Annotated in this window: 21 protein-coding genes; 10 read left to right on the top strand and 11 right to left on the bottom strand. The window is 60.6% G+C overall.

The genetic code is table 11. From position 1 onward, the window contains the following. Positions 1–3: 3 nt before the first annotated feature. The 5 genes from glpK to RBR25_RS07995 form a co-directional block, all read right to left on the bottom strand. Positions 4–1,482, bottom strand: coding sequence for a glycerol kinase GlpK (gene glpK / locus RBR25_RS08015; protein ID WP_432819024.1), 1,479 nt, complete (start codon positions 1,480–1,482; stop codon positions 4–6). A gap of 114 nt (positions 1,483–1,596) precedes the next feature. After that, on the bottom strand, positions 1,597–2,076 hold the full coding sequence (locus RBR25_RS08010) for a DciA family protein (RefSeq protein WP_432819023.1): 480 nt from the start codon (positions 2,074–2,076) through the stop codon (positions 1,597–1,599). 20 nt (positions 2,077–2,096) lie between these two features. Next, complete coding sequence (locus tag RBR25_RS08005) at positions 2,097–2,354, bottom strand: hypothetical protein (RefSeq protein ID WP_432819022.1); 258 nt, start codon at positions 2,352–2,354, stop codon at positions 2,097–2,099. A 19-nt stretch (positions 2,355–2,373) separates the two neighbouring features. Next, a complete protein-coding gene (malQ, locus tag RBR25_RS08000) occupies positions 2,374–3,879 on the bottom strand; it encodes a 4-alpha-glucanotransferase (RefSeq protein WP_432819021.1) in 1,506 nt (501 codons plus the stop codon). 90 nt (positions 3,880–3,969) lie between these two features. Next, on the bottom strand, positions 3,970–4,272 hold the full coding sequence (locus RBR25_RS07995; protein WP_432819020.1) for a hypothetical protein: 303 nt from the start codon (positions 4,270–4,272) through the stop codon (positions 3,970–3,972). A gap of 212 nt (positions 4,273–4,484) precedes the next feature. Between RBR25_RS07995 and RBR25_RS07990 the strand changes: the two genes are divergently transcribed. Both RBR25_RS07990 and asnS read left to right on the top strand, forming a co-directional pair. Then, the gene (locus RBR25_RS07990) at positions 4,485–6,071 is read left to right on the top strand and encodes a peptide chain release factor 3 (RefSeq protein ID WP_432819019.1); all 1,587 of its coding nucleotides are present in this window, start codon (positions 4,485–4,487) and stop codon (positions 6,069–6,071) included. Between the two features lie 46 nt (positions 6,072–6,117). Further along, on the top strand, positions 6,118–7,515 hold the full coding sequence (gene asnS, locus RBR25_RS07985; protein ID WP_432819018.1) for an asparagine--tRNA ligase: 1,398 nt from the start codon (positions 6,118–6,120) through the stop codon (positions 7,513–7,515). A 104-nt stretch (positions 7,516–7,619) separates the two neighbouring features. On the opposite strand, the gene RBR25_RS07980 is transcribed toward asnS, so the two are convergent. Further along, positions 7,620–7,856 carry a hypothetical protein gene (locus tag RBR25_RS07980; protein WP_432819017.1) on the bottom strand — a complete coding sequence of 79 codons (237 nt, stop codon included), beginning with the start codon at positions 7,854–7,856 and terminating at the stop codon, positions 7,620–7,622. Beyond that, complete coding sequence (locus RBR25_RS07975) at positions 7,817–8,128, bottom strand: hypothetical protein (protein ID WP_432819034.1); 312 nt, start codon at positions 8,126–8,128, stop codon at positions 7,817–7,819. Before RBR25_RS07975 ends, RBR25_RS07980 begins: the two co-directional genes overlap by 40 nt. A 696-nt stretch (positions 8,129–8,824) precedes the next feature. Here RBR25_RS07975 and RBR25_RS07970 point away from each other — a divergent pair. Beyond that, positions 8,825–9,007, top strand: coding sequence for a DUF4177 domain-containing protein (locus RBR25_RS07970; RefSeq protein WP_432819016.1), 183 nt, complete (start codon positions 8,825–8,827; stop codon positions 9,005–9,007). A gap of 6 nt (positions 9,008–9,013) precedes the next feature. On the opposite strand, the gene RBR25_RS07965 is transcribed toward RBR25_RS07970, so the two are convergent. Then, positions 9,014–9,196 carry a hypothetical protein gene (locus tag RBR25_RS07965; RefSeq protein WP_432819015.1) on the bottom strand — a complete coding sequence of 61 codons (183 nt, stop codon included), beginning with the start codon at positions 9,194–9,196 and terminating at the stop codon, positions 9,014–9,016. A 95-nt stretch (positions 9,197–9,291) separates the two neighbouring features. After that, positions 9,292–10,257 carry a tryptophan--tRNA ligase gene (gene trpS / locus RBR25_RS07960; protein WP_432819014.1) on the bottom strand — a complete coding sequence of 322 codons (966 nt, stop codon included), beginning with the start codon at positions 10,255–10,257 and terminating at the stop codon, positions 9,292–9,294. A gap of 38 nt (positions 10,258–10,295) precedes the next feature. Between trpS and RBR25_RS07955 the strand changes: the two genes are divergently transcribed. After that, positions 10,296–10,472, top strand: coding sequence for a hypothetical protein (locus tag RBR25_RS07955; RefSeq protein WP_432819013.1), 177 nt, complete (start codon positions 10,296–10,298; stop codon positions 10,470–10,472). A gap of 293 nt (positions 10,473–10,765) precedes the next feature. On the opposite strand, the gene RBR25_RS07950 is transcribed toward RBR25_RS07955, so the two are convergent. Both RBR25_RS07950 and lon read right to left on the bottom strand, forming a co-directional pair. After that, positions 10,766–10,999 carry a hypothetical protein gene (locus RBR25_RS07950; RefSeq protein ID WP_432819012.1) on the bottom strand — a complete coding sequence of 78 codons (234 nt, stop codon included), beginning with the start codon at positions 10,997–10,999 and terminating at the stop codon, positions 10,766–10,768. 47 nt (positions 11,000–11,046) lie between these two features. Further along, positions 11,047–13,461, bottom strand: coding sequence for an endopeptidase La (gene lon / locus RBR25_RS07945; protein ID WP_432819011.1), 2,415 nt, complete (start codon positions 13,459–13,461; stop codon positions 11,047–11,049). 159 nt (positions 13,462–13,620) lie between these two features. Between lon and polA the strand changes: the two genes are divergently transcribed. The 6 genes from polA (at position 13,621) to RBR25_RS07915 (ending at position 21,063) form a co-directional block, all read left to right on the top strand. Further along, complete coding sequence (polA, locus tag RBR25_RS07940) at positions 13,621–16,293, top strand: DNA polymerase I (protein WP_432819010.1); 2,673 nt, start codon at positions 13,621–13,623, stop codon at positions 16,291–16,293. Positions 16,294–16,387: 94 nt separating this feature from the next. Then, the gene (locus tag RBR25_RS07935) at positions 16,388–16,801 is read left to right on the top strand and encodes a histidine kinase (RefSeq protein WP_432819009.1); all 414 of its coding nucleotides are present in this window, start codon (positions 16,388–16,390) and stop codon (positions 16,799–16,801) included. 138 nt (positions 16,802–16,939) lie between these two features. Beyond that, positions 16,940–17,380 carry a FecR family protein gene (locus RBR25_RS07930; RefSeq protein ID WP_432819008.1) on the top strand — a complete coding sequence of 147 codons (441 nt, stop codon included), beginning with the start codon at positions 16,940–16,942 and terminating at the stop codon, positions 17,378–17,380. A 25-nt stretch (positions 17,381–17,405) separates the two neighbouring features. Next, positions 17,406–18,020 (top strand): OmpA family protein, encoded by a 615-nt coding sequence (locus RBR25_RS07925; protein WP_432819007.1) that lies wholly within the window; start codon positions 17,406–17,408, stop codon positions 18,018–18,020. Continuing rightward, entirely contained in the window at positions 18,020–20,041 is a 2,022-nt protein-coding gene (locus RBR25_RS07920; RefSeq protein WP_432819006.1) for a CHASE2 domain-containing protein, read from the top strand. The genes RBR25_RS07925 and RBR25_RS07920 overlap by 1 nt, the downstream gene beginning before the upstream one ends. 116 nt (positions 20,042–20,157) lie before the next feature. After that, positions 20,158–21,063: a SphA family protein gene (locus RBR25_RS07915; protein ID WP_432819005.1), complete on the top strand. Its 906-nt coding sequence runs from the start codon at positions 20,158–20,160 to the stop codon at positions 21,061–21,063. The last annotated feature ends 83 nt before the right edge of the window (positions 21,064–21,146 follow it).

Genomic DNA, 21,146 nt, shown 5'->3' with positions numbered 1-21,146 from the left:
CCCTTACAGCCCCTGAATAACGCAGTTCCAGCGCTCCAGTAGTTCGGCGCGCACCGATTCCGGCATGGTCGGCAGGAAGTGTTCTTCTTCCTGCCGGTTTTGTTTCAGGGCCTCGGGGGCGGGCCAGAAGCCCACCGCCAGTCCGGCGAGGAGGGCTGCGCCGAGGGCGGTAGTGTCGAGCAGGGCCGGACGGATGACCGGCGTTTCGAGCAGGTCGGCCTGCAACTGCATGAGCAGATCGTTGCCGGCGGCGCCGCCGTCGACCTTGAGACAGCGCGGGGGGTGGCCGAGATCCTCGCTCATGGCCCGAACCAGGTCGTGAATCTGCAGGGCGATCCCTTCGAGGGTGGCGCGAGCCAGATGGGCGGCCGTCGTGCCCCGGGTAATGCCGTGGATGACGCCTCGCGCCTCGCTCTTCCAGTGGGGAGCGCCGAGCCCGGTGAGGGCGGGGACGAAAACCAGCCCGCCGCTGTCGGGAACCGAGGCGGCCAGCGTTTCGATCTCGGCCGCGTTCTGGATCAGGCCCAGGCCGTCCCGCAGCCATTGCACCGCCGCCCCGGCGATGAAGGCACTTCCTTCCAGGGCGTAACGGACCTCATCGCCGATTTGCCAGGCGACGGTGGTGAGCAGGCCGTTGCGGCTGGCGACCGGCCGATTGCCGGTATTCTCCAGAAGGAAGGCGCCGGTGCCGTAAGTGCATTTGGCCTCGCCGGTTTCGAAGCAGAGCTGGCCGAAGAGGGCCGCTTGCTGGTCACCGGCGATGCCGGCGATGGGGATGCCGTCGGGGAGGATGTCGAGTCCCCGGGTATGACCGTGGATCGCGGCGGAGGGACGGATTTCCGGGAGCAGTTGCGGGGGGATGTCGAGAAATCCGAGCAGTTCCTCGTCCCAGGCCAGGTCGTGCAGATTCATCAGCAACGTGCGCGAGGCGTTGGAGACGTCGGTGAGATGGCAGGTGCCGCCGGTCAGGCGCCAGATCAGAAAGGCGTCGACGGTGCCGAATGCGAGGCGGCCGTTGTCGGCCTGGCGGCGCAGTTCGGGAAACCGGCGCAACATCCAGGCAAGCTTGGTGCCGGAAAAATAGGGATCGAGAACCAGGCCGGTCTTTTCGCAAAAAAGCGGTTCAAGTCCCCGATCCTTCAGTTCCCGACAGATTTCGGCGCTACGCCGGCACTGCCAGACGACAGCATTGTGCGCCGGTCGGCCGTTCTCCCGTTCCCAGAGCAGGGTCGTTTCCCGTTGGTTGGTGAGGCCGATGGCGGCGACCTCGGTGCCGTCGATCCCGCTTTGTCCCAGCACCCGGCGTATCGCTTGAATGACGGAAAACCAGATTTCCTCGGGATCGTGTTCGACCCAGCCCGGCTGGGGATAGTGCTGGGGGAAGTCGACGGTGGCCTTGCCGCGAACCTCAAGGTCGCGGTCGACGAGCAGGGCGGTGGTGCCCGTAGTCCCTTGGTCGATGGCAAGAATGTAGCGGCTCATCGGTCCCTCCCGGTGCTGGTGTTGTAAGGTTTGATGAGCATATAATGGCGGGATTGAAGCGTCAAGGTGGCGTGGCTGTTGCGCAAAGATGTCGGGTCCGCGGGGCGGTTCGGTTCAGGAACTGCCTTTGCTCTTGGTGAGTTGTTTCTGGCGGGTGAGAATGCGGTGCAGCTGTTTTTTCAGTTCGGGGTCGTCGAGGGCAGCGAGAGTGGCCTCAATCTCCTCTTGCTCTCTGCTGTCGAGCTCGATCTTGAGCCAGGAGGGCGGGGCCGATGGCGGGGCGGGGGGGGCGACCGGCGGGTTCTTCCCCTGACGCAGGAACAGGTCGCGGAGGACTGCTCCCCCCAGCCGGTCATTGAGGTGACCAAGGAGCATCGGTTTCATCAGCTGCAACTGCTGCATCCACACCGGCTGGTCGACACGGATCTCCAGCACCCCGTCGCGGATGCGCAGCGGCCGGGCGCGGGCGGCGATCTGCGGACCGACGGTCTCGTCCCAGATCAGCCAGGTGCGATATTCGCGGATCTTGTCCTCGAAGCCCCGGGCGTGGAGAACCTCTTCGAGCAGGCCGCCGACCCGGGCGGCCTTGCGCATTTTCGGGCGGCTTTCCCGGCTCACGGTCGGCGTCCGCGCTTGATCCGTCCACCCAGCATCTGCCCGGCGACGGCGCTGACCAAGGTGAAGGGGACGGCTTCCCAGCCGAATTCATAGCTGATGCGCATGGCCAGAATGAACGGGATGGAAATGTGGATGTAGACGAACCAACGCAACGAGTATTTGCGGGTCGATTCGCGCAGATAGCCCAAGGGCAGGTTGGCGAAGAAGGCGAAACTGAGCAGGTTGGTGAGATGCATGGCCTGATCGGAAATCAAGTGCAATCCTTTCAAGCCATCAGGAGGATGAACGGCGATCGCGGCCGTAGAGGGCGACGAGTCGGGCGAGTCGTTCGGCGATTTCCGGTTTGAGATCCCCGGGCCGGTAGCGCCAGCCCCAGTTGCCGGAGGCCTGGCCGGGAACGTTCATACGGCCGTCGGCGCCGAGGCCGAGAAGATCCTGCATCGGCAGGATACAGAGCCGGGCGACACTGGCCTGGGCGAGGCGGATCAGATCCCAGGGCATTTCGCGCCCGCCGTGGCCGAGGTACTCCCGCACCCGGTCGCGCTCCATTTTGGCGAGGGTTTTCCACCAGCCAAGCGTGGTGTTATTGTCGTGGGTGCCGGTGTAGACGACGCAGTCGCGGGTCAGATTGTGAGGCAGGTAGGGATTGTCGGCATCGCCGCCGAAGGCGAACTGCAGAATCTTCATCCCCGGCAGGGCGAAGCCGTCGCGCAGGGCCTCCACCTCGGGGGTAATGATGCCGAGATCCTCGGCGATCAGTGGCAATTCAAGGCCCAGTTCCCGGCGCAACGCCTCGAAAAGCGCTGTGCCCGGCACCGGCGTCCACCTCCCTTTGACGGCCGTCGGCTCTTCGGCGGGGATGGCCCAGCAGGCCTCGAAGCCGCGAAAGTGGTCGATGCGCACCAGATCGGTGAGGGCGAGATTGGCCCGGAAGCGGGCCAGCCACCAGGCGAAACCGTCCTCGGCCATGCGCTCCCAGCGGTAGAGGGGGTTGCCCCAGCGCTGGCCGGTTTTGCTGAAGTAGTCGGGGGGGACGCCGGCGACAACCGTGGGCGTGCCGGCGTCGTCGAGATGGAAAAGCCGGGTGTTGGCCCAGACATCGGCGGAATCGAAGGCGACGAAGATGGGGATGTCGCCGATCAGACCGATGCCCTTGCGGTTGGCGTAGTCCTTGAGAATGTCCCATTGTTCGAAAAAGACGAACTGGATGTATTTGTGGGCGTGGATCGTCTCGGCCAGTTCTGTTCCCCAGCGATGCAGGGCGCTCTGCTCGCGGCAGCGGATCCCCTCCGGCCAGCGGTTCCAGGGCCGGTTCCCGAACTGGTTGCGCAGGGACTGGAAGATGGCGTGATCGTTGAGCCAATGGGCTTGCTCGAAACAGAAGTCCTCGAACGCTTCGCGCCGTCGCGGCGAGGCCTCGGCGGCGAAGGTGCGGGCGGCCTTGTGCAGCAGGCGTTCCTTAAACGGCTGGACGGCGTCGAAGTGGGCGACTCCTTCGGCCATGGCGATGCCGGCGATATCGTCCGGCTCCAGTTCGGCGCGTTCCACCAGCCGCTCCAAGTTGATGAGCAGAGGATTGCCGGCGAAGGCGGAGTAGGCGCTGTAGGGGGAATGGCCGTAGCCGGTGGGGCCCAAGGGGAGAATCTGCCACCAGCTCTGACCGGCGGCGGCAAGAAAATCGACAAAAGCGAAGGCTTCGGCGCCGAGGTCGCCAAGGCCGAAGCGGCCGGGCAAACTCGTGGGATGAAGCAGAACGCCGCTGGAACGGGGAATGGGCATGGTCGGGGCTCGTATGGAGAGGGAAGGTGAGGTCTGAGGAGTGAAGTGTGAGGAAAAAGGTCTTACCCTTCGTTCCTCACCCCTTACCCCTTACGAACGCTCTTTCAGGCTCAGTCTGCAGTGGACGCACTGGCTGCCCCAGGAGGTGGAGAGCCCCTTCATGTGAAAGCGGTTGCCGCAGCGCGGGCAGAGGCTGAAGCTGACCATCACCCCGCCGATGGAGGCGAGAATCAGCCACAAGATACCGACGCCGATGGCCAGACCGTCACCGCCAATTTTCAAGGCGATCCAGATGACCGGGATGTAACTGAAAAAGACCGACCAGAGGAACTTCCGGCGCAGGCGGATGCCGGCCAGCCGTTCATAGAATTCCTGGGTAGTAAATTCCGCCATGCCGACCTCCTTTGGTGAGTTTTCCAAGTGGCCCATGATACCTTTCGCGGGCGCCCGCGGTCAACGCCAATCTCCGCGTTTTCTCCGGCTTTTGGGCATCTCGCCGATTGACGGCGCGCCTCGGCCTGTTGTACTATTCCAGCTCATACGGGCCTGGCGGCCCGCTTTTTGTTTGTCCCGACCGATTCCCCTCTGTTCACGGAGTAAATGTTTTGCGGAAATACAACCAGCAGGAAGTCGATTGCCGACGCACCTTCGGCATCATCAGTCACCCCGACGCCGGGAAAACCACCCTCACGGAAAAGCTGCTGCTCTTCGGCGGCGCCATCCAGATGGCTGGGGCGGTCAAGGCGCGCAAGGCGGCGCGCCACGCCACCAGTGACTGGATGGCCATGGAGCAGGAGCGCGGCATCTCCGTCACCAGTTCGGTGATGAAGTTCAACTATCGCGATTACGAGGTCAACCTACTTGATACCCCCGGTCACCAGGATTTCTCCGAGGACACCTACCGGGTGCTCACCGCCGTCGATTCGGCGCTGATGGTCATCGACAGCGCCAAGGGGGTCGAGACCCAGACCCGCAAGTTGATGGAGGTCTGCCGCATGCGCAACACCCCCATCATCACCTTCATCAACAAGCTCGACCGCGAGGGGCGCGAGCCTCTCGACCTGCTCGCCGATATCGAAGAGACCCTGCAAGTGGAATGTGCACCCCTCTCCTGGCCGATCGGCATGGGCAAGCGTTTCAAGGGAACCTACAACCTCTACCGCAAGGAACTGCTCCTCTTCACTCCCGGCCAGGAAACCCGGAGCGGCGACGTCCTGCGCATCACCGATCTGAGCGATCCGAAGTTGGATCAGCTACTCGGCAGCCAGGCTGAGGAACTGCGTCACGATATCGAGTTGCTCGAAGGGGCGGCCAATCCTTTCGAACTGCAAGAGTATCTGAAAGGGAACCAGACCCCGGTCTTCTTCGGTAGCGCCATCAACAATTTCGGCGTGCGCGAACTTCTCGACGCCTTTGTCGAACTGGCCCCCGGTCCCAGTGCCCGGCAGACCACCACGCGCGAAGTCTCTCCCTACGAAGAAGCCTTCTCCGGTTTCGTTTTTAAAATCCAGGCGAACATGGATCCCATGCACCGTGACCGCATCGCCTTCATGCGCATCTGTTCCGGCAAGTTTACCCGGGGGATGAAGATGCGCCACCATCGTATCGGCAAGGATATCAACGTCTCCAACGCCACCATTTTCATGGCCCAGGACCGCAGTAACGTTGAGGAGGCCTACCCAGGCGACATCATCGGCGTGCACAACCACGGCACCATCAAGATCGGCGACACCTTCACCGAAAAGGAACCCCTCAAGTTCACCGGCATCCCCAGCTTCGCTCCGGAGCATTTTCGCCGGGTACGGCTGAAGAATCCCCTCAAGGTCAAACAGCTGGAAAAAGGGCTGGTGCAGCTTGCCGAGGAAGGGGCGGTGCAGCTCTTCAGGCCGCTGATCTCCTCCGACTACATCCTAGGTGCCGTCGGCGTCCTCCAGTTCGACGTTATCGTCTCGCGCCTCAAGAACGAATACGGCGTCGACGCCATCTATGAGGGGATCGACTACGCCACCGCCCGCTGGGTTGAGTGCGCCGACAAGAAGAAACTGGCCGATTTCGAGAAGAAGAACCAGTCCAATCTCGCCCTCGACGCCGAAGGGAACCTCGCCTATCTTGCCTCCAGCGAATGGCGCCTGGGCCACGTCGCCGAGCAATGGCCGGAAGTGACGTTTCACAAGACGCGGGAGCATAATTGATAAGGGCAAAAGCGGCCTCGCGATTTTTCTTAAAAGGAGCCGGCTTATGACAACGACATTTCTGCCCCGGACCCGGATCAAGGATGCCCTGGCTGCCGATAGCGAACAGCCCGCCATTTGCGTCAAGGGTTGGGTGCGGACGCTGCGCCGGAGCAAGGAGGTGGCTTTTCTTGCCCTCAACGACGGTTCCTGCTTCGCTTCCATCCAGATCGTGCTGGAACCGTCCATGGCCGGTTTCGAAGAGGCCGCCCGTCTCGGCACCGGCGCCTGTGTGTCCGTCGTCGGCGCGCTGGTGCCGTCGCCGGCATCCGGCCAGCGCTGGGAAATCCAGGCGGCGCGGGTCGAGATCCTCGGCGACGCCGACGAGGAATATCCGCTCCAGAAAAAACGCCACAGCCTCGAATACCTGCGCACCATCGCCCACTTGCGCCCCCGCTCCAATACTTTCGGCGCGGTCTTTCGGGTACGCAGCGCCCTGTCCTTCGCCATCCACCAGTTCTTTCGCGAGCGGGGCTTTCTCTACGTTCATACCCCGATCATCACCGCCAACGACTGCGAAGGTGCCGGGGAGATGTTCCGGGTCACCACCCTTGATCCCTTAAAACCGCCGCTCAAGGAGGGCAAGGTCGATTGGTCCGAGGATTTCTTCGGCGAAAAGGCGGGCCTCACGGTCAGTGGCCAGTTGCAGGGAGAACTCTTTGCCACCGCCTTCGCCGACATCTACACCTTCGGCCCAACCTTCCGCGCCGAAAACTCCCACACCAGCCGTCACGCGTCGGAATTCTGGATGATCGAGCCGGAGATGGCTTTCTGCGACCTCGCCGGCGACTGCGCCCTGGCCGAGGAATTTCTCCGCTACTTGGTGACCTTCGCCCTCAATGAATGCGGCGAAGATCTCGCTTTTTTCGACGAACGGATCGAAAAGGGCTTGCTCGCCAAACTCGAAGCGTTAGCCAGGGCCCGCTTCGAGCGGATGGGCTACACCGAGGCGGTGGCGCGTCTGCAACGTTCGGGGCAGCCATTTGAGTTTCCGGTGGAATGGGGTTGCGACCTGCAATCGGAGCACGAGCGCTATCTGACGGAAAAAGTGGTGGGCGGCCCGGTCTTCGTCACCGACTACCCGGCGGCGATCAAGGCCTTTTACATGCGCCTCAACGAGGACGGTAAAACCGTGGCGGCCATGGATCTGCTCGTTCCCCGGGTCGGCGAGATCATTGGCGGCAGTCAGCGGGAGGACCGGCACGACGTGCTGTTGCAACGGATGGCGGCCTGGAAGATCGCGCCGGAAAGCCTCCCCTGGTATCTCGACATCCGCCGCTGGGGAAGCTGCCCCCACGCCGGGTTCGGCCTCGGTTTCGAGCGCCTCATCATGTATCTCACCGGCATGGAGAACATCCGCGACGTCATCCCCTTCCCGCGCACGCCGGGCAACGCGAAATTCTGAAACTTTCCCATCCTCGACGAAAAAATCCCCTTGCGGCACAGACCGGAGGGGATTTTTTCGTCGAGGCGTGTGCTGGGAAGGAGCAGTCCATCGAAATTTTCAGTTTACGCGGCTTCAGGGGGCGTTCCCTTGGGCCATTTGAGCAGAACCTTGAGCAGCCCGAGCAGGCCGACGACGAAAAAGAAGAAGCCGCGCCATTTCCCCGGCTCTTTGCCCTCGGAGATGAAAAGGATGTTTTCCTGTACGGGAATGCCGAGGTGTTTGGCCAACGTCATGAGTTTGTCACGATTACCACTGGCGATCAGCCCGCCGATATCAGTGCCGGTGACGTCGCGGCGCACGGTAAAACGTTCGCAGTTTTTTTCAAGGAAACGCTTTTGATCCGCTTCCGAATCCTGGCGGAAATAATAGTTGCAGAAAAGGTCGAGGAGTTCGGGATCGCGACGAGGAAGGAGACGTGCATCCCCTCGAAGACGATGCCCAGGTAGATGGCGATGCAGCCGACGACCACAGCCGAGATTTTGCCGGCCATGACCTTGCCCTTGTCGGTCATCTTCATGCCGAGGAAGTTGTCTATCGGGTCATGGGCAACGGTGACCGAGGCAGCGACGATCAGGCTCGAGACGGTGCCAAGGACGGTGGCGAAGGCGATGGAGGAGATGATTGCGAAGAAGCACCACGCTGAAGGAAAGAGCCAGGAGCGGGGCGGACATATGGTTGTCCATGATGTTGATGACGCTGTTGGTCATGGCGCCGATGCCCATGAAGACCGTGAGGATGAGGAAAAGCCGGGTGGTTTTGGTGCGAGGGTCCCGACTGCTTGCGAGGGTTTGCGCTATCAGGCAGGGTTTCGCTGCCGGTCCTGCTTTTTGGGTCACCCCCTTTCCCGGCGGGTGTGCCTTCCCCGAGAGCGGGGGAAAGCGGCGAAATTACCTGTGATCAAACATTTTTTGATAAGTGTGGACTTTTTCGGCACACCTAGGTAATTACTGTCTTCCAATGGGTGTTTATTTTCGAAATATAATACGATGTTATAAAATCATATAAACATAATTTTTTTCTGAAATATCGTTAATTATCGTGAGGATAAGGGATAACTTTCAGAGGTTTTTTTGGAATGTTTCGGCGTAAAAAAATAAATTAGATATTATGTAAAAAGGTGTTATGAAAACAACCGAAGACAATTGTGATGGAAGCGTTTTTTTGGCAAAAGGCCGTTTCGACGGGTTTTTCGTGGGGTGGGTAGAGGAAGGAACGGCGCGTGAAGCGACCGCCGGAGAAGGGACAAGCCGGTAAGGGAGGCAGGGGAATGGCAAGACTTGAATACAAGGTGGTCGAGGAGTCGGTGGTGACTGACGAGAATCTCGAAACGATTCTCAACCGTTGGGTGGCCGAGGGCTGGCGCTATGACGGCATGCAACTCGCTATGCGCGAGGGAAGCAAGCGCCCGGCCATGGCTTTCATCTTCTTTACCCGGCAGCGGGAGGACTGAACAGGTTCAGTCCTCCCGATCGTCGACATCCTCGTAATAGACGGTTTTGCGGGGATCGGAGGAGGGACTTGCGCCGCAGAGTCGACACACCGGCTCTCCGGGATCGTCCTCGCTGACCGGGACGAGGGGATATTCGAGTTCTAGCGGGGTGCCACTGCAGGTGCAGAACCACTTTCGCTTAACGCCCATGGTTTCCTTCCTTTCTCGGTGAGTCCCGTTTCGCGTCGCGTTTGCTTCCCTATTATGCCAGAAGCCGCCCCGGTCTCAAGCGCAGGGGCCTGATTTCAGTAGGCCAGGCCGGTTTTCTTGCGTACCTTGCGTAGGGTCTTTAGGGCCGTGTGGCGGGCCTTGTCTGCCCCTTGCGCGAGGATCCTCCGCAGTTCTTCGGTGTTGGCCAGCAGTTCGTTGCGCCGCTCGGTATAGGGGGCGAAGAAATCCCGTACCGTGACAAACAGTTCCTCCTTGACCTCGCCGTAGCCCATCCCCCCCGCTTCGTAGCGGCGGCGCAGTTCGGCTTCCTGCTCTTTGCTCATGAAAAGGCGATAGATCTGAAAGACGTTGCATTTGTCGGGATTTTTCGGCTCCTCCACCGGGGTCGGATCGGTGACGATGCGCATGATCTGTTTGCGCAGGGACTTTTCGTCCTGAAAGAGATCGATGGTGTTGCCGTAGCTTTTGCTCATCTTCTGGCCGTCGAGTCCCGGCACCGTGGCCACCTCTTCGTCGATCTCCGGTTCCGGCAGGGTAAAGATCTCGCCATATTCGTTGTTGAACTTGACGGCGATGTCGCGGGTCACTTCCACGTGCTGCTTCTGGTCCTTGCCCACCGGCACCCGCTCGCTCTGGAAGAGCAAAATGTCCGCCGCCATCAGCACCGGATAGGCGAAGAGACCGTGGTTGGCGGCGATGCCCCGGGCGGTCTTGTCCTTGTAGCTGTGGCAGCGTTCCAAAAGCCCCATCGGGGTAAAGTTGGAGAGCACCCAGGTCAGTTCCTGTACTTCGGGCACGTCCGACTGCACCCAGAAGATGCTTTTTCCCGGATCCATCCCCAGGGCCAGGAAGTTTGCCGCCGCCTCCAGCGTTCCCTTGGCCAGGGCCTTGCCGTCGGAGACCGAGGTCATGGCATGATAGTTGGCGATGAAGCAGAAGAGTTCGTGGTTTTCCTGGTGTTCGATCATCTTCTTCATCATGCCGAAGAAATTGCCCAAGTGCAGGGAGCCCGAAGGCTGGATGCCGGATAGGACGCGCATGGTTTACCTCTGATAAGTCGGTGATGGGTTGTTGGTGATTGGCTAAATTTAAAAACGGCCTTGCGTCCGTTCGCTTCGCGCACAGCGAACGGGCGCGAGACGATTTTCAACAAAAAAGCCGCGGTTTGCGGCCGCGGCTGGTGCTGGTGCTTTCGTTCCGCGACCTGGTTCGGTTCGCGGCAGGATGCAATATGATCGATGCGCGGACCGGTTAATAAGAGGTCCAGCGCCACCAATTCTTGGTGTTGTTCAGATTGTTGCGAGCATGCGTTTTCATGGCCGGCAGATTAACAACTCCGCATCGATCCGTCAACGGGGAAAATGGCAAGCCGGCAAGAAGAGAGCTGAGTTATGCTGGCTGGGCGGTAATGGCCGGAAACAGTCGATGGGCAAGAGGTTTGATCTGTTCTGAATAGGATCAGGACCGGCATTTTCCCCCAGCAAAAGCCATGCGTCTCATCTCGAACAGATCAGGATGAGACGCATGGCTTTTGGTTTGAGAAATTTTCTACGCTTTCGGTGTGCTGCCGTTGTTGCCCATCATCATGGCGAACTGGAGGAGTTGTTGCAAGTCCATGCCGCTTTCCTTGAGGATGCCGAGGAAGACGGGGAAGAGCTGGCTGAGGAAGGCGGGATCCTTGACCGCGTCTTTGGCCAGAGGGGAGAGGGTTTCGAGCATGAAGGCCTTTTTCTGCTCGGGTTCGAGGGCGAGGACGGCGGTTTTGAGTTCTTCGACGGTCATTAAGGGCTCCGAAAATCAGTGATTGGTGATTGGTTGCTGGTGATTGGTCAGGATTTCAGGGCGACGCGGAAGACGTCGGCGTAGTCTCCGGCAAAGTGGACCTCGATTCCCGCGCGCAGGTAGTCGGGGAGTTCCTCGAAGTCCTTGCGGTTGCCTTCGGGGAAGATCAGGGTTTTGAGGCCGGCGCGGCGGGCGGCGATGGTCTTTTCCTTGACTCCGCCGATGGGCAGCACCCGACCGGTAAGAGTCAGCTCGCCGGTCATGCCGAGGTGCTTTTTCACCGGCTGGCCGGTGATCATCGAGAGCAGCGCGGTGGTCATGGTCACCCCGGCCGAGGGGCCGTCTTTGGGGGTGGCGCCGGCCGGGACGTGCAGATGGACAAAGTGGGTGTCGAAGTAGTCCTCGGCGGCGCCGTAATCCTTGAGATGGGCCATGACATAGGAATAGGCGATCTCTGAACTTTCGACCATGACTTTGCCGAGCTGGCCGGTCTGCTTGAAGCCCTTGCCCTTACTCGGCATGGCCGTCGCCTCGATCTGCAACGTGGCGCCGCCCATGCTGGTCCAGGCCAGGCCGGTGACGACGCCGGGGACGTTCTCGAAAACCTCGTCGGCGCTGAAGACCGGTTTGCCGAGATAGGTTTCGACTTCTTTCTTGCCGATAACGATGTTTTCGCTATGCCCGCCGGCAAACTCCATCGCCGCCTTGCGCATGATCTTCTTGATGCGGTTCTCCAGGCTACGCACACCGGCCTCGCGGGCGTAGCCGTCGATGATGGCGACCAGCGCCTCCTTGCGGATGCTCACCTGGCCTTTCTGGAGCCCGTGGTTTTTCAACGCCTTGGGGATCAGGTAGCGCTTGGCGATCTCCACTTTCTCTTCCAGAATGTACCCCGACAGGCGGATCAGCTCCATGCGGTCGAGGAGCGGCGCCGGGATGGTGTCGAGCTGGTTGGCGGTGGCGACGAAGAGGACGTTGGAGAGGTCGAAGGGAACATCCAGATAGTGGTCGCGGAAGCTGCTGTTCTGCTCGGGGTCGAGGACTTCCAGCAGGGCCGAGGCCGGATCCCCCTGATAGCTGGCGCCGATCTTGTCGATTTCGTCGAGCATCAGCACCGGGTTGGCGGTGCCGGCACTCTTCATCGCCTGGATGAATTTGCCCGGCATGGAGCCGATATAGGTGCGGCGGTGCCCCTTGATCTCCGCCTCGTCGCGCATACCGCCAAGGGAAAAACGATAGAATTCCCGGCCGAGGGCGTCGGCGATGCTCTTGCCCACCGAGGTTTTGCCGACGCCGGGGGGGCCGACCAGGCAGAGAATCGAGCCGGAAATATCCCCCTTCATCTTGCCGACGGCAATGAATTCGAGGATGCGCTCCTTGACGTCGTCGAGGCCGTAGTGGTCGCGGTCAAGGATTTTGCGCGCCCGGTCGAGTTTGTAGCTGTCCTTGCTGAATTTCCCCCAGGGGAGGATGGTCAGCCAGTCGAGATAGTTGCGCGTGACATTGTATTCGGGTGACGACGGTTCGATGAGTTGCAGCTTTTCCAGTTCGTCGTCCACCGCCTTCTGGGCCTCGGCATTGAGCTTGAGCCCTTCCAGTCGCTGTTGAAACTTCTCGATCTCGGTGGTCTTGCCTTCCTTCTCCAGCCCCAGTTCCTTCTTGATCTCCTTGAGCTGGGCCTTGAGGAAAAACTCCCGCTGCTGGGCCGAAACCTTCTCTTCGATCTGCTTGGTGATCTTGGTCTGCAGGCGGGAAACCTCCAGTTCCTTTTTCAGCGCCACCAGCACCCGGTCGATGCGTCGGCGCACGTCGAAGGTTTCGAGAATGGCCTGCAGTTCCTGACCGTCGGCGCTGGTCAGGTTGGCGGCGAAATCGGCCAGCCGCCCGGGGTCATTCATGCTCGACCGGTTGAGAAAAAGCTTGATCTCCTCGGAATAGAGGGGATTGATTTGCACCAGCTCCTTGAGGGTGGCGATGATCGCCATGGAATAGGCCTTGAGCTCGGGATTGACCGAAAGTTCGGCGCCGTAGTGGTAGCGGGCTCGGGCGAAGAGCCCCTCGGGGGTCTCGGTCAGTTCCTCAATAGAGAAACGCTCCAGGCAGTTGATGAGAAAATGCACGCTATCGTCGTCGCTGTGAATGACCTTGACGATCTTGCCGACCACGCCGATTTTGTGCAGGTTTTCCGGCGAGTCCTCCCGCTCCAGGTCGCGCACCATGACCAGCCCCAAGGCCTGGGACGGGCTCTCCAGGGCCTTCTTCACCGCTTTCATCTGCCCCGGGCCGGTGGCCGCCATGGGGATCAGCAGGCTGGGAAAGGCCGGGCGCGGCCGCAGGGGCAGGATCGGCAGTCCGGCCGGGAGAATATCGGCAGCGAGCACCAGCTCGGAGGGCTGGGGGGGCGGGTCAGGGGTTTCAGGGCTTTTGTCGATGTCGATCGCGGTTTCTTTATCTTCAACCATAAATTGGTTCGCTCCTTTGCAATGACCGGTTTCTGTCGCAAGCTAATCATTCCGACGGGCTTTGTCAACGGTTGGCGGGTCGTCAATAGGGTTTGGCGATTCGGTCTGTCTGTGAAATAATGCCCGCCGCTATCCACTTGAATCCACCGGGAGATCTTCATGACCGAGCAGTCCCGCCGTCTTTATCTCATCGACGGCTCCAGTTATATCTACCGCGCCTACTTTGCCATCCGCCATCTCTCCAACTCCAGGGGCCTCGCCACCAACGCCGTCTTAGGTTTTGTCAACATGCTGCTCAAGGTGGTGCGCGAGCATGCCCCCGATCATCTGGCGGTCGTCTTCGACGCCAAGGGGCCGACCTTCCGCAAGGAGCTCTATCCCGAGTACAAGGCCAACCGCGTGGCGATGCCCGAGGATCTGGTGCCGCAGATCCCCTACATCAAGGAGGTGGTGCGGGCCTTCAATATGCCGGCCATCGAGAAGGAGGGGTTCGAAGCGGACGACATTATCGCCACCTTGGCGAAAAAGTTCGCCGCCGAGGGGTTGGAGATCACCGTCGTCACCGGCGACAAGGATCTGATGCAGATCGTCAGCGACCGCATTCGTCTGCTCGACACCATGAAGGATAAAGTCTCCGGTCTGGAGGAGGTGGCGGAGCGCTTCGGCGGCACGCCGGACAAGGTCATCGAGGTGCAGGCCCTGGCCGGGGACAGCTCCGACAACATCCCGGGGGTGCCGGGGATCGGCGAGAAGACGGCGGTCAAGCTGATCCGCGAGTTCGGCACGGTGGAAGAGCTTCTGGAGCGCAGCGCCGAGGTGAAGGGGAAGATGGGGGAGAAACTGCGGGAGTTCGCCAAGCAGGCGCGGCTGTCGAAGCGACTGGTGACCTTGGTCGACAATCTTCCTTTGGATCTCGATTATGCAAGCTTTGCCCTTTCCGAACCGAACCGCGAGGCACTGACCGCGCTCTTCAAGGAGCTGGAGTTCCATAAACTGATTCAGGAATTCTCTACGGAAACTCGCGCCGACGGCAGCGGCTACCGGGGGGTGCTGGACGAAGCCGGACTCGACGAACTGACGGCCGAGCTGCGCCGGGCCGGGCGTTTTGCCTTCGATACTGAAACGACCAGTCTCGATGCGGTACGGGCTGATCTGGTTGGACTCTCCTTTGCCGTCAAGGAACAGGAGGCCTGGTATATCCCCGTTGGCCATCGCTATCTGGGTGCCCCCGAACAGCTCGACCGCCGGCGGGTACTGGATGCGCTGCTGCCGCTGCTGGAAGATCCCAACCTCTTCAAGATCGGCCAGAATCTCAAGTACGACCTGCTGGTGCTGCGCCGGGCCGGGATCGAAGTCAAGGGGCCGTTCTTCGATACCATGATCGCCTCCTATCTCGTCCACCCCGCGGCCAAGAGCCACGGCATGGATGCCCTGGCCAGCGACCTGCTCGCTCATAAGACCGTCAGTTACGCCGAGGTGACCGGCAGCGGCAAGAAGCAGATCGGCTTCGCCGAGGTCGAGGTGGAAAAGGCCGTCCATTACGCTGCCGAGGATGCCGACATCACCCTGCGCCTGGCGGCGGTGCTCGACCCGAAGCTGGACGAAACCGCGCAGCGCCAGCTTTTCGATGAGGTGGAAATGCCGCTGGTCGAGGTGCTGACGGCGATGGAATGGGCCGGAATCCGCATCGACAGCGCCTTTCTCGGGGCTCTGTCGAAAGAGATGGAAGGAAAGCTCGCGGCGCTGGAGCGGGAGATTCACGAACTGGCGGGCGGTCCTTTCAATATCGCTTCCCCCAAGCAGCTCGGCGAGGTGCTTTTCGAGCGGCTGAAGTTGCCCAAGGGCAAGAAGACCAAGACCGGCTGGTCCACCGACGTCGAGGTTTTGAGCGCTCTGGCCGAGCAGCATTCGGTGGCGGCGCGCATCCTCGAACACCGGTCGTTGGCCAAGCTCAAGAATACCTACTGCGACGCCCTGCCAAAGCTGGTCAACCCCGACACCGGGCGTATCCACACCAGCTTCAACCAGGCGGTGACCGCTACCGGCCGGCTTTCCTCTTCCGAGCCGAATCTGCAGAACATCCCGATTCGCACCGAGGAGGGGGGGCGCATCCGCGAAGCCTTCATTCCCGCCGAAGGGCATGTGCTGCTGGCTGCCGACTACTCGCAGATCGAACTACGCATCCTCGCCCATCTCGCCGACGAGGCGGTGCTCAAGGAGAGTTTCGCCCGGGGCGAGGATATCCATAAACGCACCGCCAGCGAGGTCTTCGGCGTCTTCCCCGAGATGGTGACGAACGAGATGCGCCGCCAGGCCAAGACCATCAATTTCGGAGTGATCTACGGCATGGGTGCCTTCAGCCTCGGCAAGGATCTCGGCATCCCGACCCGCGAAGCGCAGGCCTTCATCGACAACTACTTCGCCCGCTATCCCGGCATCAAGACCTTCATGGAGAGCAAGAAACAGGAAGCTCGGGAAAAGCAGTACGTCACCACCCTTCTTGGGCGGCGCTGCGCCGTCCCCGAAATTCACAGCAAAAACGGTGCGATCCGCGCCTATGCCGAGCGCAACTCCATCAACTACCCGATCCAGGGCTCCGCCGCCGACATCGTCAAGCTTGCCATGGTCCGCATTCACCGGCGTTTTGTGGAGGAAGGATTGAAGACGCGGATGATGCTGCAGGTGCATGACGAACTGGTCTTTGATGTGCCGCGAGGGGAGTTGGAGCGGGTGCGGGATCTGGTGCGGCGCGAGATGGAAGGAGCGATGGCGCTGAACGTGCCGTTGGTCGTCGACATCGGTGTCGGCGGCAATTGGCGCGAGGCGCATTAAACAACACCGGGAACCGGGAAAATAATCCCTTGACAGGCAGGGTTTGTGCCGTCTAATTTCCTTATCGGACAAGGCTCCGAAGAGGATGAAAACGATGCCGAAAATTCTCATGATCGATGACGATCAACTCTTTCTTGACTATATCGCGGGCTATGTCCACGAGCGTTTTCCGCGGCTGGATTTCAGTACCTGCCTCAATCCCGTCCGGGGGTTGGCCGCGATTGACGAGGATCTGGCGCTGCTTCTGCTCGATCTGGAGATGCCGGGGCTCGATGGGCGCAAGATGCTTAACTACGCCGTGGCCAAAGGGGTCGGCCGCAACCGGATCATCATCCTCTCCGGTCGTGACGCCGAATATCTGCACATGCAGTTTCCCATGGGCAGTTGCCTGGCGGTACTGAACAAGCACGAGATGCGACAGAAGGCCGTGCTCGATATGATCTTCAGTTCCTTGCACGAAAAGTGCGCCAATTCGGTTAAACAAAGCCGGCAAACGGCTCAAGTCTGATTTCCCTCCCGGCTTCAAAGTGGTTCCTGTCCTCCGAATTTTTCCTCCCAATGTCAATCCGGTTTTTATGTTAATATGACCTAGCTCCGCCAAGGGCCCGGCGGATAAACCATCAACTTGTGAACGTGGAGGGCGTTTATGAAGAGATTTTGTATTTTCCTGCTCGTGATGGTCTTTTGTCCCAGTTTTGTCCAGGCTCAGGATGAGCGCATCGGTAGCATCAAGAACGTTGAGGGGCAGGTTTTCGTCCTGCGTGGCGGCGAGACGCTCGCGGCCGAGGCGGGGACGTTGCTTTATCGCGGCGATCAGCTCAAGACCGGGGAATCGGGCCGAGTCGGTGTGATCTTTCGCGATGATACCCGGCTTTCTCTGGGAGGCAACAGCGACCTGGCCGTCGAACAGTTTGAGTTCGCCCCCGGCGAGGGGCGTCTGGCGCTGGTGCTGCGCCTGGCTCGGGGGATGGCGGCTTTTGTTTCCGGACAGATCTCCAAGCTCGCGCCCGAATCCGTGCGTCTGGAAACCCCGGTAGGAACGGTGGGGGTGAGGGGTACGCATTTTGTCATGAATATCGTCGGATAACTTATCGCGGAGGAGGGATCGTCTGATGGGTTTGTTCTTGCGAATACTGGTTGTTTGTCTCTCTGCAATGCTGGCGGCGTGCAGCGCTCCGCAAACTCCCCCCCCCAGTCTGTTTGTGCTCTTGCCGGACGACAACGGTACGGTGGGCAGCATCACCGTCAGGAACCCGCAGGGCTCGCAAACCCTTGACGAAGCCTGGCAGGGGACGACGGTTGCGACCGCCGAGGCAGCCCCCGAAGTTCCGACCCTGCTTGCCGCCGACGAGGTCAAGGCCCGTTTCCACGACGCCCTGGCGGCGCAGGCGGAACCGGTGCGGCGCTTCATTCTCTATTTTGAAAAAGGGTCCAAGGAACTCACCAACGAATCGCAGGCCCTCATTCCCGAGGTTATCGCGACGATCCATGAGCGGCGCTCGGTGGATACCAGCGTCGTCGGCCACACCGACACCGTCGGTTCCAACGAGGCCAATATGCGTCTTTCGAAGGAACGCGCCGCGATTATCGTCACGATGTTGGCCGATGCCGGGATTGACCCGAGAGTGCTTGAGACCAGTTCCCACGGTGAGCGCAATCTGCTGGTGCCGACAGACGACGAGGTTTCCGAGCCGCGCAACCGGCGTGTCGAGATCACCGTGCGCTGATGCTGCATCTGCTCGAATCGCGGATCGGACGCGATCTCATTCGCGGACGGTTGCTGATCCTGCTGGTTGGAGCAGGGCTCACCCTGCTGGCCTGTTTGCTCTCGATCTGGCGACCGGTCCTGGTCAGCGAGTTGGATCAGCGGGTCTATGATCTGCTGCTGCGGGCTTCCCCCGAATCCATTGACGATCCCCAGGTGGTCATCGTCGACATCGACGACCCCAGCCTGCAAGAGTTCGGTCAGTGGCCTTGGCCCCGCTCTCTGCTGGCCCTGCTTCTGGATCGGGTGCGGCGGGCCGAGCCCCGCGCGGTGGGGGTGGATATCATGTTCGCGGAGCCTGACCGCATGCGCTCCGAGGCCCTGGATCTGCGGTTGCGGGAACGGCTCCAGGCGCTCTTTCCGACGCCGGCACCGCCCGTTTCCGATCAAGCCCTGGCCAGGGTTCTCGCCGACGGTCCCTTTGTTTTGGGCTACAAGGTTCACTTCGGTGCTCCCGGCGCCGGCGTCTGGACCGGCGCCGAGCCTCCCTCTTTGGCCCTGTCCCTGCCCGAATCCCGCCTCTGCGAAGCGCGGGGACGGCTGGGGATTCTTCCGGAGCTGGCCGAGAGGACTTCCGCCGCCGGTTTTCTCAATGCTGTCGCCGACCACGACGGCATCTTTCGTCGCATCCCCCTGTTGATTACCGCCCAGGGCGAGATCTACCCCGGCTTGGCTCTGGCCACCGTGCTTCTTGCCGACGGCGTGGAGACACCGGCGTTGTTGGCCGGGCGCGACGAACTCTTTCTGCGCTGGGGCGAGCGGCGGGTTCCTCTGGATAAACAAGGCAATTTTCTCATCGATTTTCCGGCAGCTCGGGGGGGCTGGCAGGAGATTTCCGCCGCGACTCTGCTGGACGATTCCCAGGCTGCCGCCCTGCTCAAGGACAAGGTTGTCTTTGTCGGGGTCGTCGCCACCGGCCTCGATACCCGCCTTGTCTCCCCTCTGGAGGAAAACTTTCTCGGGGTGGAGATTCATGCCCGCATTGCCGCCAACATCCTCAACGGTGATTTTATCCGCATTCCGGGCTGGTTTCCCGGCGCCGACATCCTCATGCTGATGGTTTCAGGGTTGTTGCTGCCGCTCTTGCTCGCCTGGCTCTCGCCGACCGTGGGTTTGTTGCTGACCGCTCTCTCGGGCCTGCTGCTCTGGACCGGCAGTGCCTGGTTGCTCAATCTGTATGGGCTTTATCTGTCTCCGGTCATGCCGATCCTGCTCATGTCTGCCATCCTCGGCGCCGCGACCCTGCTGCGCTTTCGGTTCGAAGAGCACCGCTCCCAGCAACATCAGGCACAGACCGAGTTCATGCAGAACTTCATGATGCATTCCCTCTGCTCCCTGGCGAGCATTCGTGATAGCGAAACCGGCGCCCACATTCTGCGCACGGAAAAATATCTGCGCTCGGTCGCCGAGGAACTGAGTCATCATCCCCGTTACGGCAAGGTTCTTACTCCCGAGACCATCGATCTTCTTTGCCGGCTGGCCTCGCTGCACGATATCGGCAAGGTCGGCGTGCCCGATCTGCTGCTGCGCAAGGCCGGACGTCTGACCCCCGAGGAGTACGAGGAAATCAAGAAACATACCACTTACGGGCGCCAGGTGATCGACGAGGCGGGGCGCCGCGCCGGGGTTTCCGGAAGTCCGGCTTTGCAGATGGCCCGTGAAATCGTCTATTGCCATCACGAGTGGTGGGACGGTAGCGGCTACCCCGAGGGTCTCAAGGGGGAGGAAATCCCCTTGCCCGGTCGTTTGATGGCCATTGCCGACGTCTACGATGCCTTGGTTTGCCAGCGGGTCTACAAGCCTTCCATCAGTCACGATGCCGCGGTGCGGATCATCCGGCAGTGCAGCGGGACCCAGTTTGATCCCGAGATCGTCGCGGCTTTTCTGCGGGTCGAGAAGGACTGGAAACGGATTTACCAAGAGCTGAAAGGGGAGGGGGCGGGCGAGGTCTTGCCGGAGGGGATTGGGGATCCCCTGAAATAGCCGTTCCGTCGGTACTGGAGGTCTTTCGAACAAGGTTTTATTTCTTGACAAAACAGGGGGTAAGCGATGATTCTAGGCCGATTCTTATCAGCTTTTTTTGTCTACAGGAGTGATTCATGCGGCGATTGCACCTTCCGGTCATCTTTCTTGTTTTGGGCGCGGCGCTTGTGGCCGGGCCCGCCGGCGCTTTCAACCAACCGTCGGTCAATCTCGGCTTCACCAGTTTTCTCGACGGTGCGCCGCCCGCCGGACGGGGGCTCTATCTGACCGAGTATCTTCAGTATTATACCGCCGACAAACTGGCGGGGCTGCCTTTTGACGATCCCTCAGTCGATGTCGCCGTGAGCCTTGCCCAGGCGACCTACCAGTCGGGAACCGAGCTTTTCCCCGGTGCCCGCTGGGGACTCAATTTCATGCTGCCCCAGGTTTTCATCGACAGTGATCCCCTGCCGGAGACCGATTCCGGTTTCGGTGACCTGCTCGTCGGACCCTTCCTCCAGTGGGATCCGATTATGGGCGAAAAGGGGCCGTTGATGCTCAACCGTATCGAGCTTCAGACCATCTGGCCAACCGGACAGTACGACGAGAAGAGGGCGTTGAATCCCGGCAGCAATCATTTTTCCTTCAATCCCTACTGGGCGGCGACCCTCTTTATCACCCAGGAAGTGACGGCCTCATGGCGGATCCACTACCTGTGGAACGACACGAACGACGATCCCTTCGGCGGCGCCGACGAACTCAAAGCCGGGCAGGCCTGGCACGGGAATTTCACCCTGGATACAGCGGTGTTCCCCAAAACTCTGCGGGTCGGGCTCAACGGCTATTTTTTCGACCAGATCACCCAGACCCGGGTCAACGGCCGTTCCATCGACGACGATGAGCGGGTTTTCGCCATCGGTCCCGGCGGTGTTTGGCACATCAGTCCCGATACGCATCTCTTTTTCAATATCTACAAGGAGTATGAGGCGGAAAACCGTCCCGAAGGGGAGCGCTACAATCTGCGTATTGTCTGGCATCTGTGATTTTAGCCACCGGCTAAAAAAGCAAGCATGGCTTTTTTCGGTCCAAAAGCGGTTCACGTCCTGCTGAAAATTTGCCGTTCGGG

The sequence above is a fragment of the Trichloromonas sp. genome (assembly GCF_034006665.1).
In the GTDB taxonomy this organism is placed as follows: Bacteria; Desulfobacterota; Desulfuromonadia; order Desulfuromonadales; family Trichloromonadaceae; genus Trichloromonas.
This window is presented reverse-complemented; position numbering and strand designations above follow the sequence as displayed.

Coding starts and splice junctions, on each gene's coding strand:
- trpS (WP_432819014.1), bottom strand. CDS start 10,257: ATGCGCGTCCTATCCGGCATCCAGCCTTCGGGCTCCCTGCACTTGGGC.
- asnS (WP_432819018.1), top strand. CDS start 6,118: ATGACAACGACATTTCTGCCCCGGACCCGGATCAAGGATGCCCTGGCT.
- glpK (WP_432819024.1), bottom strand. CDS start 1,482: ATGAGCCGCTACATTCTTGCCATCGACCAAGGGACTACGGGCACCACC.
- malQ (WP_432819021.1), bottom strand. CDS start 3,879: ATGCCCATTCCCCGTTCCAGCGGCGTTCTGCTTCATCCCACGAGTTTG.
- RBR25_RS07970 (WP_432819016.1), top strand. CDS start 8,825: ATGGCAAGACTTGAATACAAGGTGGTCGAGGAGTCGGTGGTGACTGAC.
- RBR25_RS07965 (WP_432819015.1), bottom strand. CDS start 9,196: ATGGGCGTTAAGCGAAAGTGGTTCTGCACCTGCAGTGGCACCCCGCTA.
- RBR25_RS07915 (WP_432819005.1), top strand. CDS start 20,158: ATGCGGCGATTGCACCTTCCGGTCATCTTTCTTGTTTTGGGCGCGGCG.
- RBR25_RS07935 (WP_432819009.1), top strand. CDS start 16,388: ATGCCGAAAATTCTCATGATCGATGACGATCAACTCTTTCTTGACTAT.
- polA (WP_432819010.1), top strand. CDS start 13,621: ATGACCGAGCAGTCCCGCCGTCTTTATCTCATCGACGGCTCCAGTTAT.
- RBR25_RS07925 (WP_432819007.1), top strand. CDS start 17,406: ATGGGTTTGTTCTTGCGAATACTGGTTGTTTGTCTCTCTGCAATGCTG.
- lon (WP_432819011.1), bottom strand. CDS start 13,461: ATGGTTGAAGATAAAGAAACCGCGATCGACATCGACAAAAGCCCTGAA.
- RBR25_RS08010 (WP_432819023.1), bottom strand. CDS start 2,076: ATGCGCAAGGCCGCCCGGGTCGGCGGCCTGCTCGAAGAGGTTCTCCAC.
- RBR25_RS07930 (WP_432819008.1), top strand. CDS start 16,940: ATGAAGAGATTTTGTATTTTCCTGCTCGTGATGGTCTTTTGTCCCAGT.
- RBR25_RS07995 (WP_432819020.1), bottom strand. CDS start 4,272: ATGGCGGAATTTACTACCCAGGAATTCTATGAACGGCTGGCCGGCATC.
- RBR25_RS07950 (WP_432819012.1), bottom strand. CDS start 10,999: ATGACCGTCGAAGAACTCAAAACCGCCGTCCTCGCCCTCGAACCCGAG.
- RBR25_RS07920 (WP_432819006.1), top strand. CDS start 18,020: ATGCTGCATCTGCTCGAATCGCGGATCGGACGCGATCTCATTCGCGGA.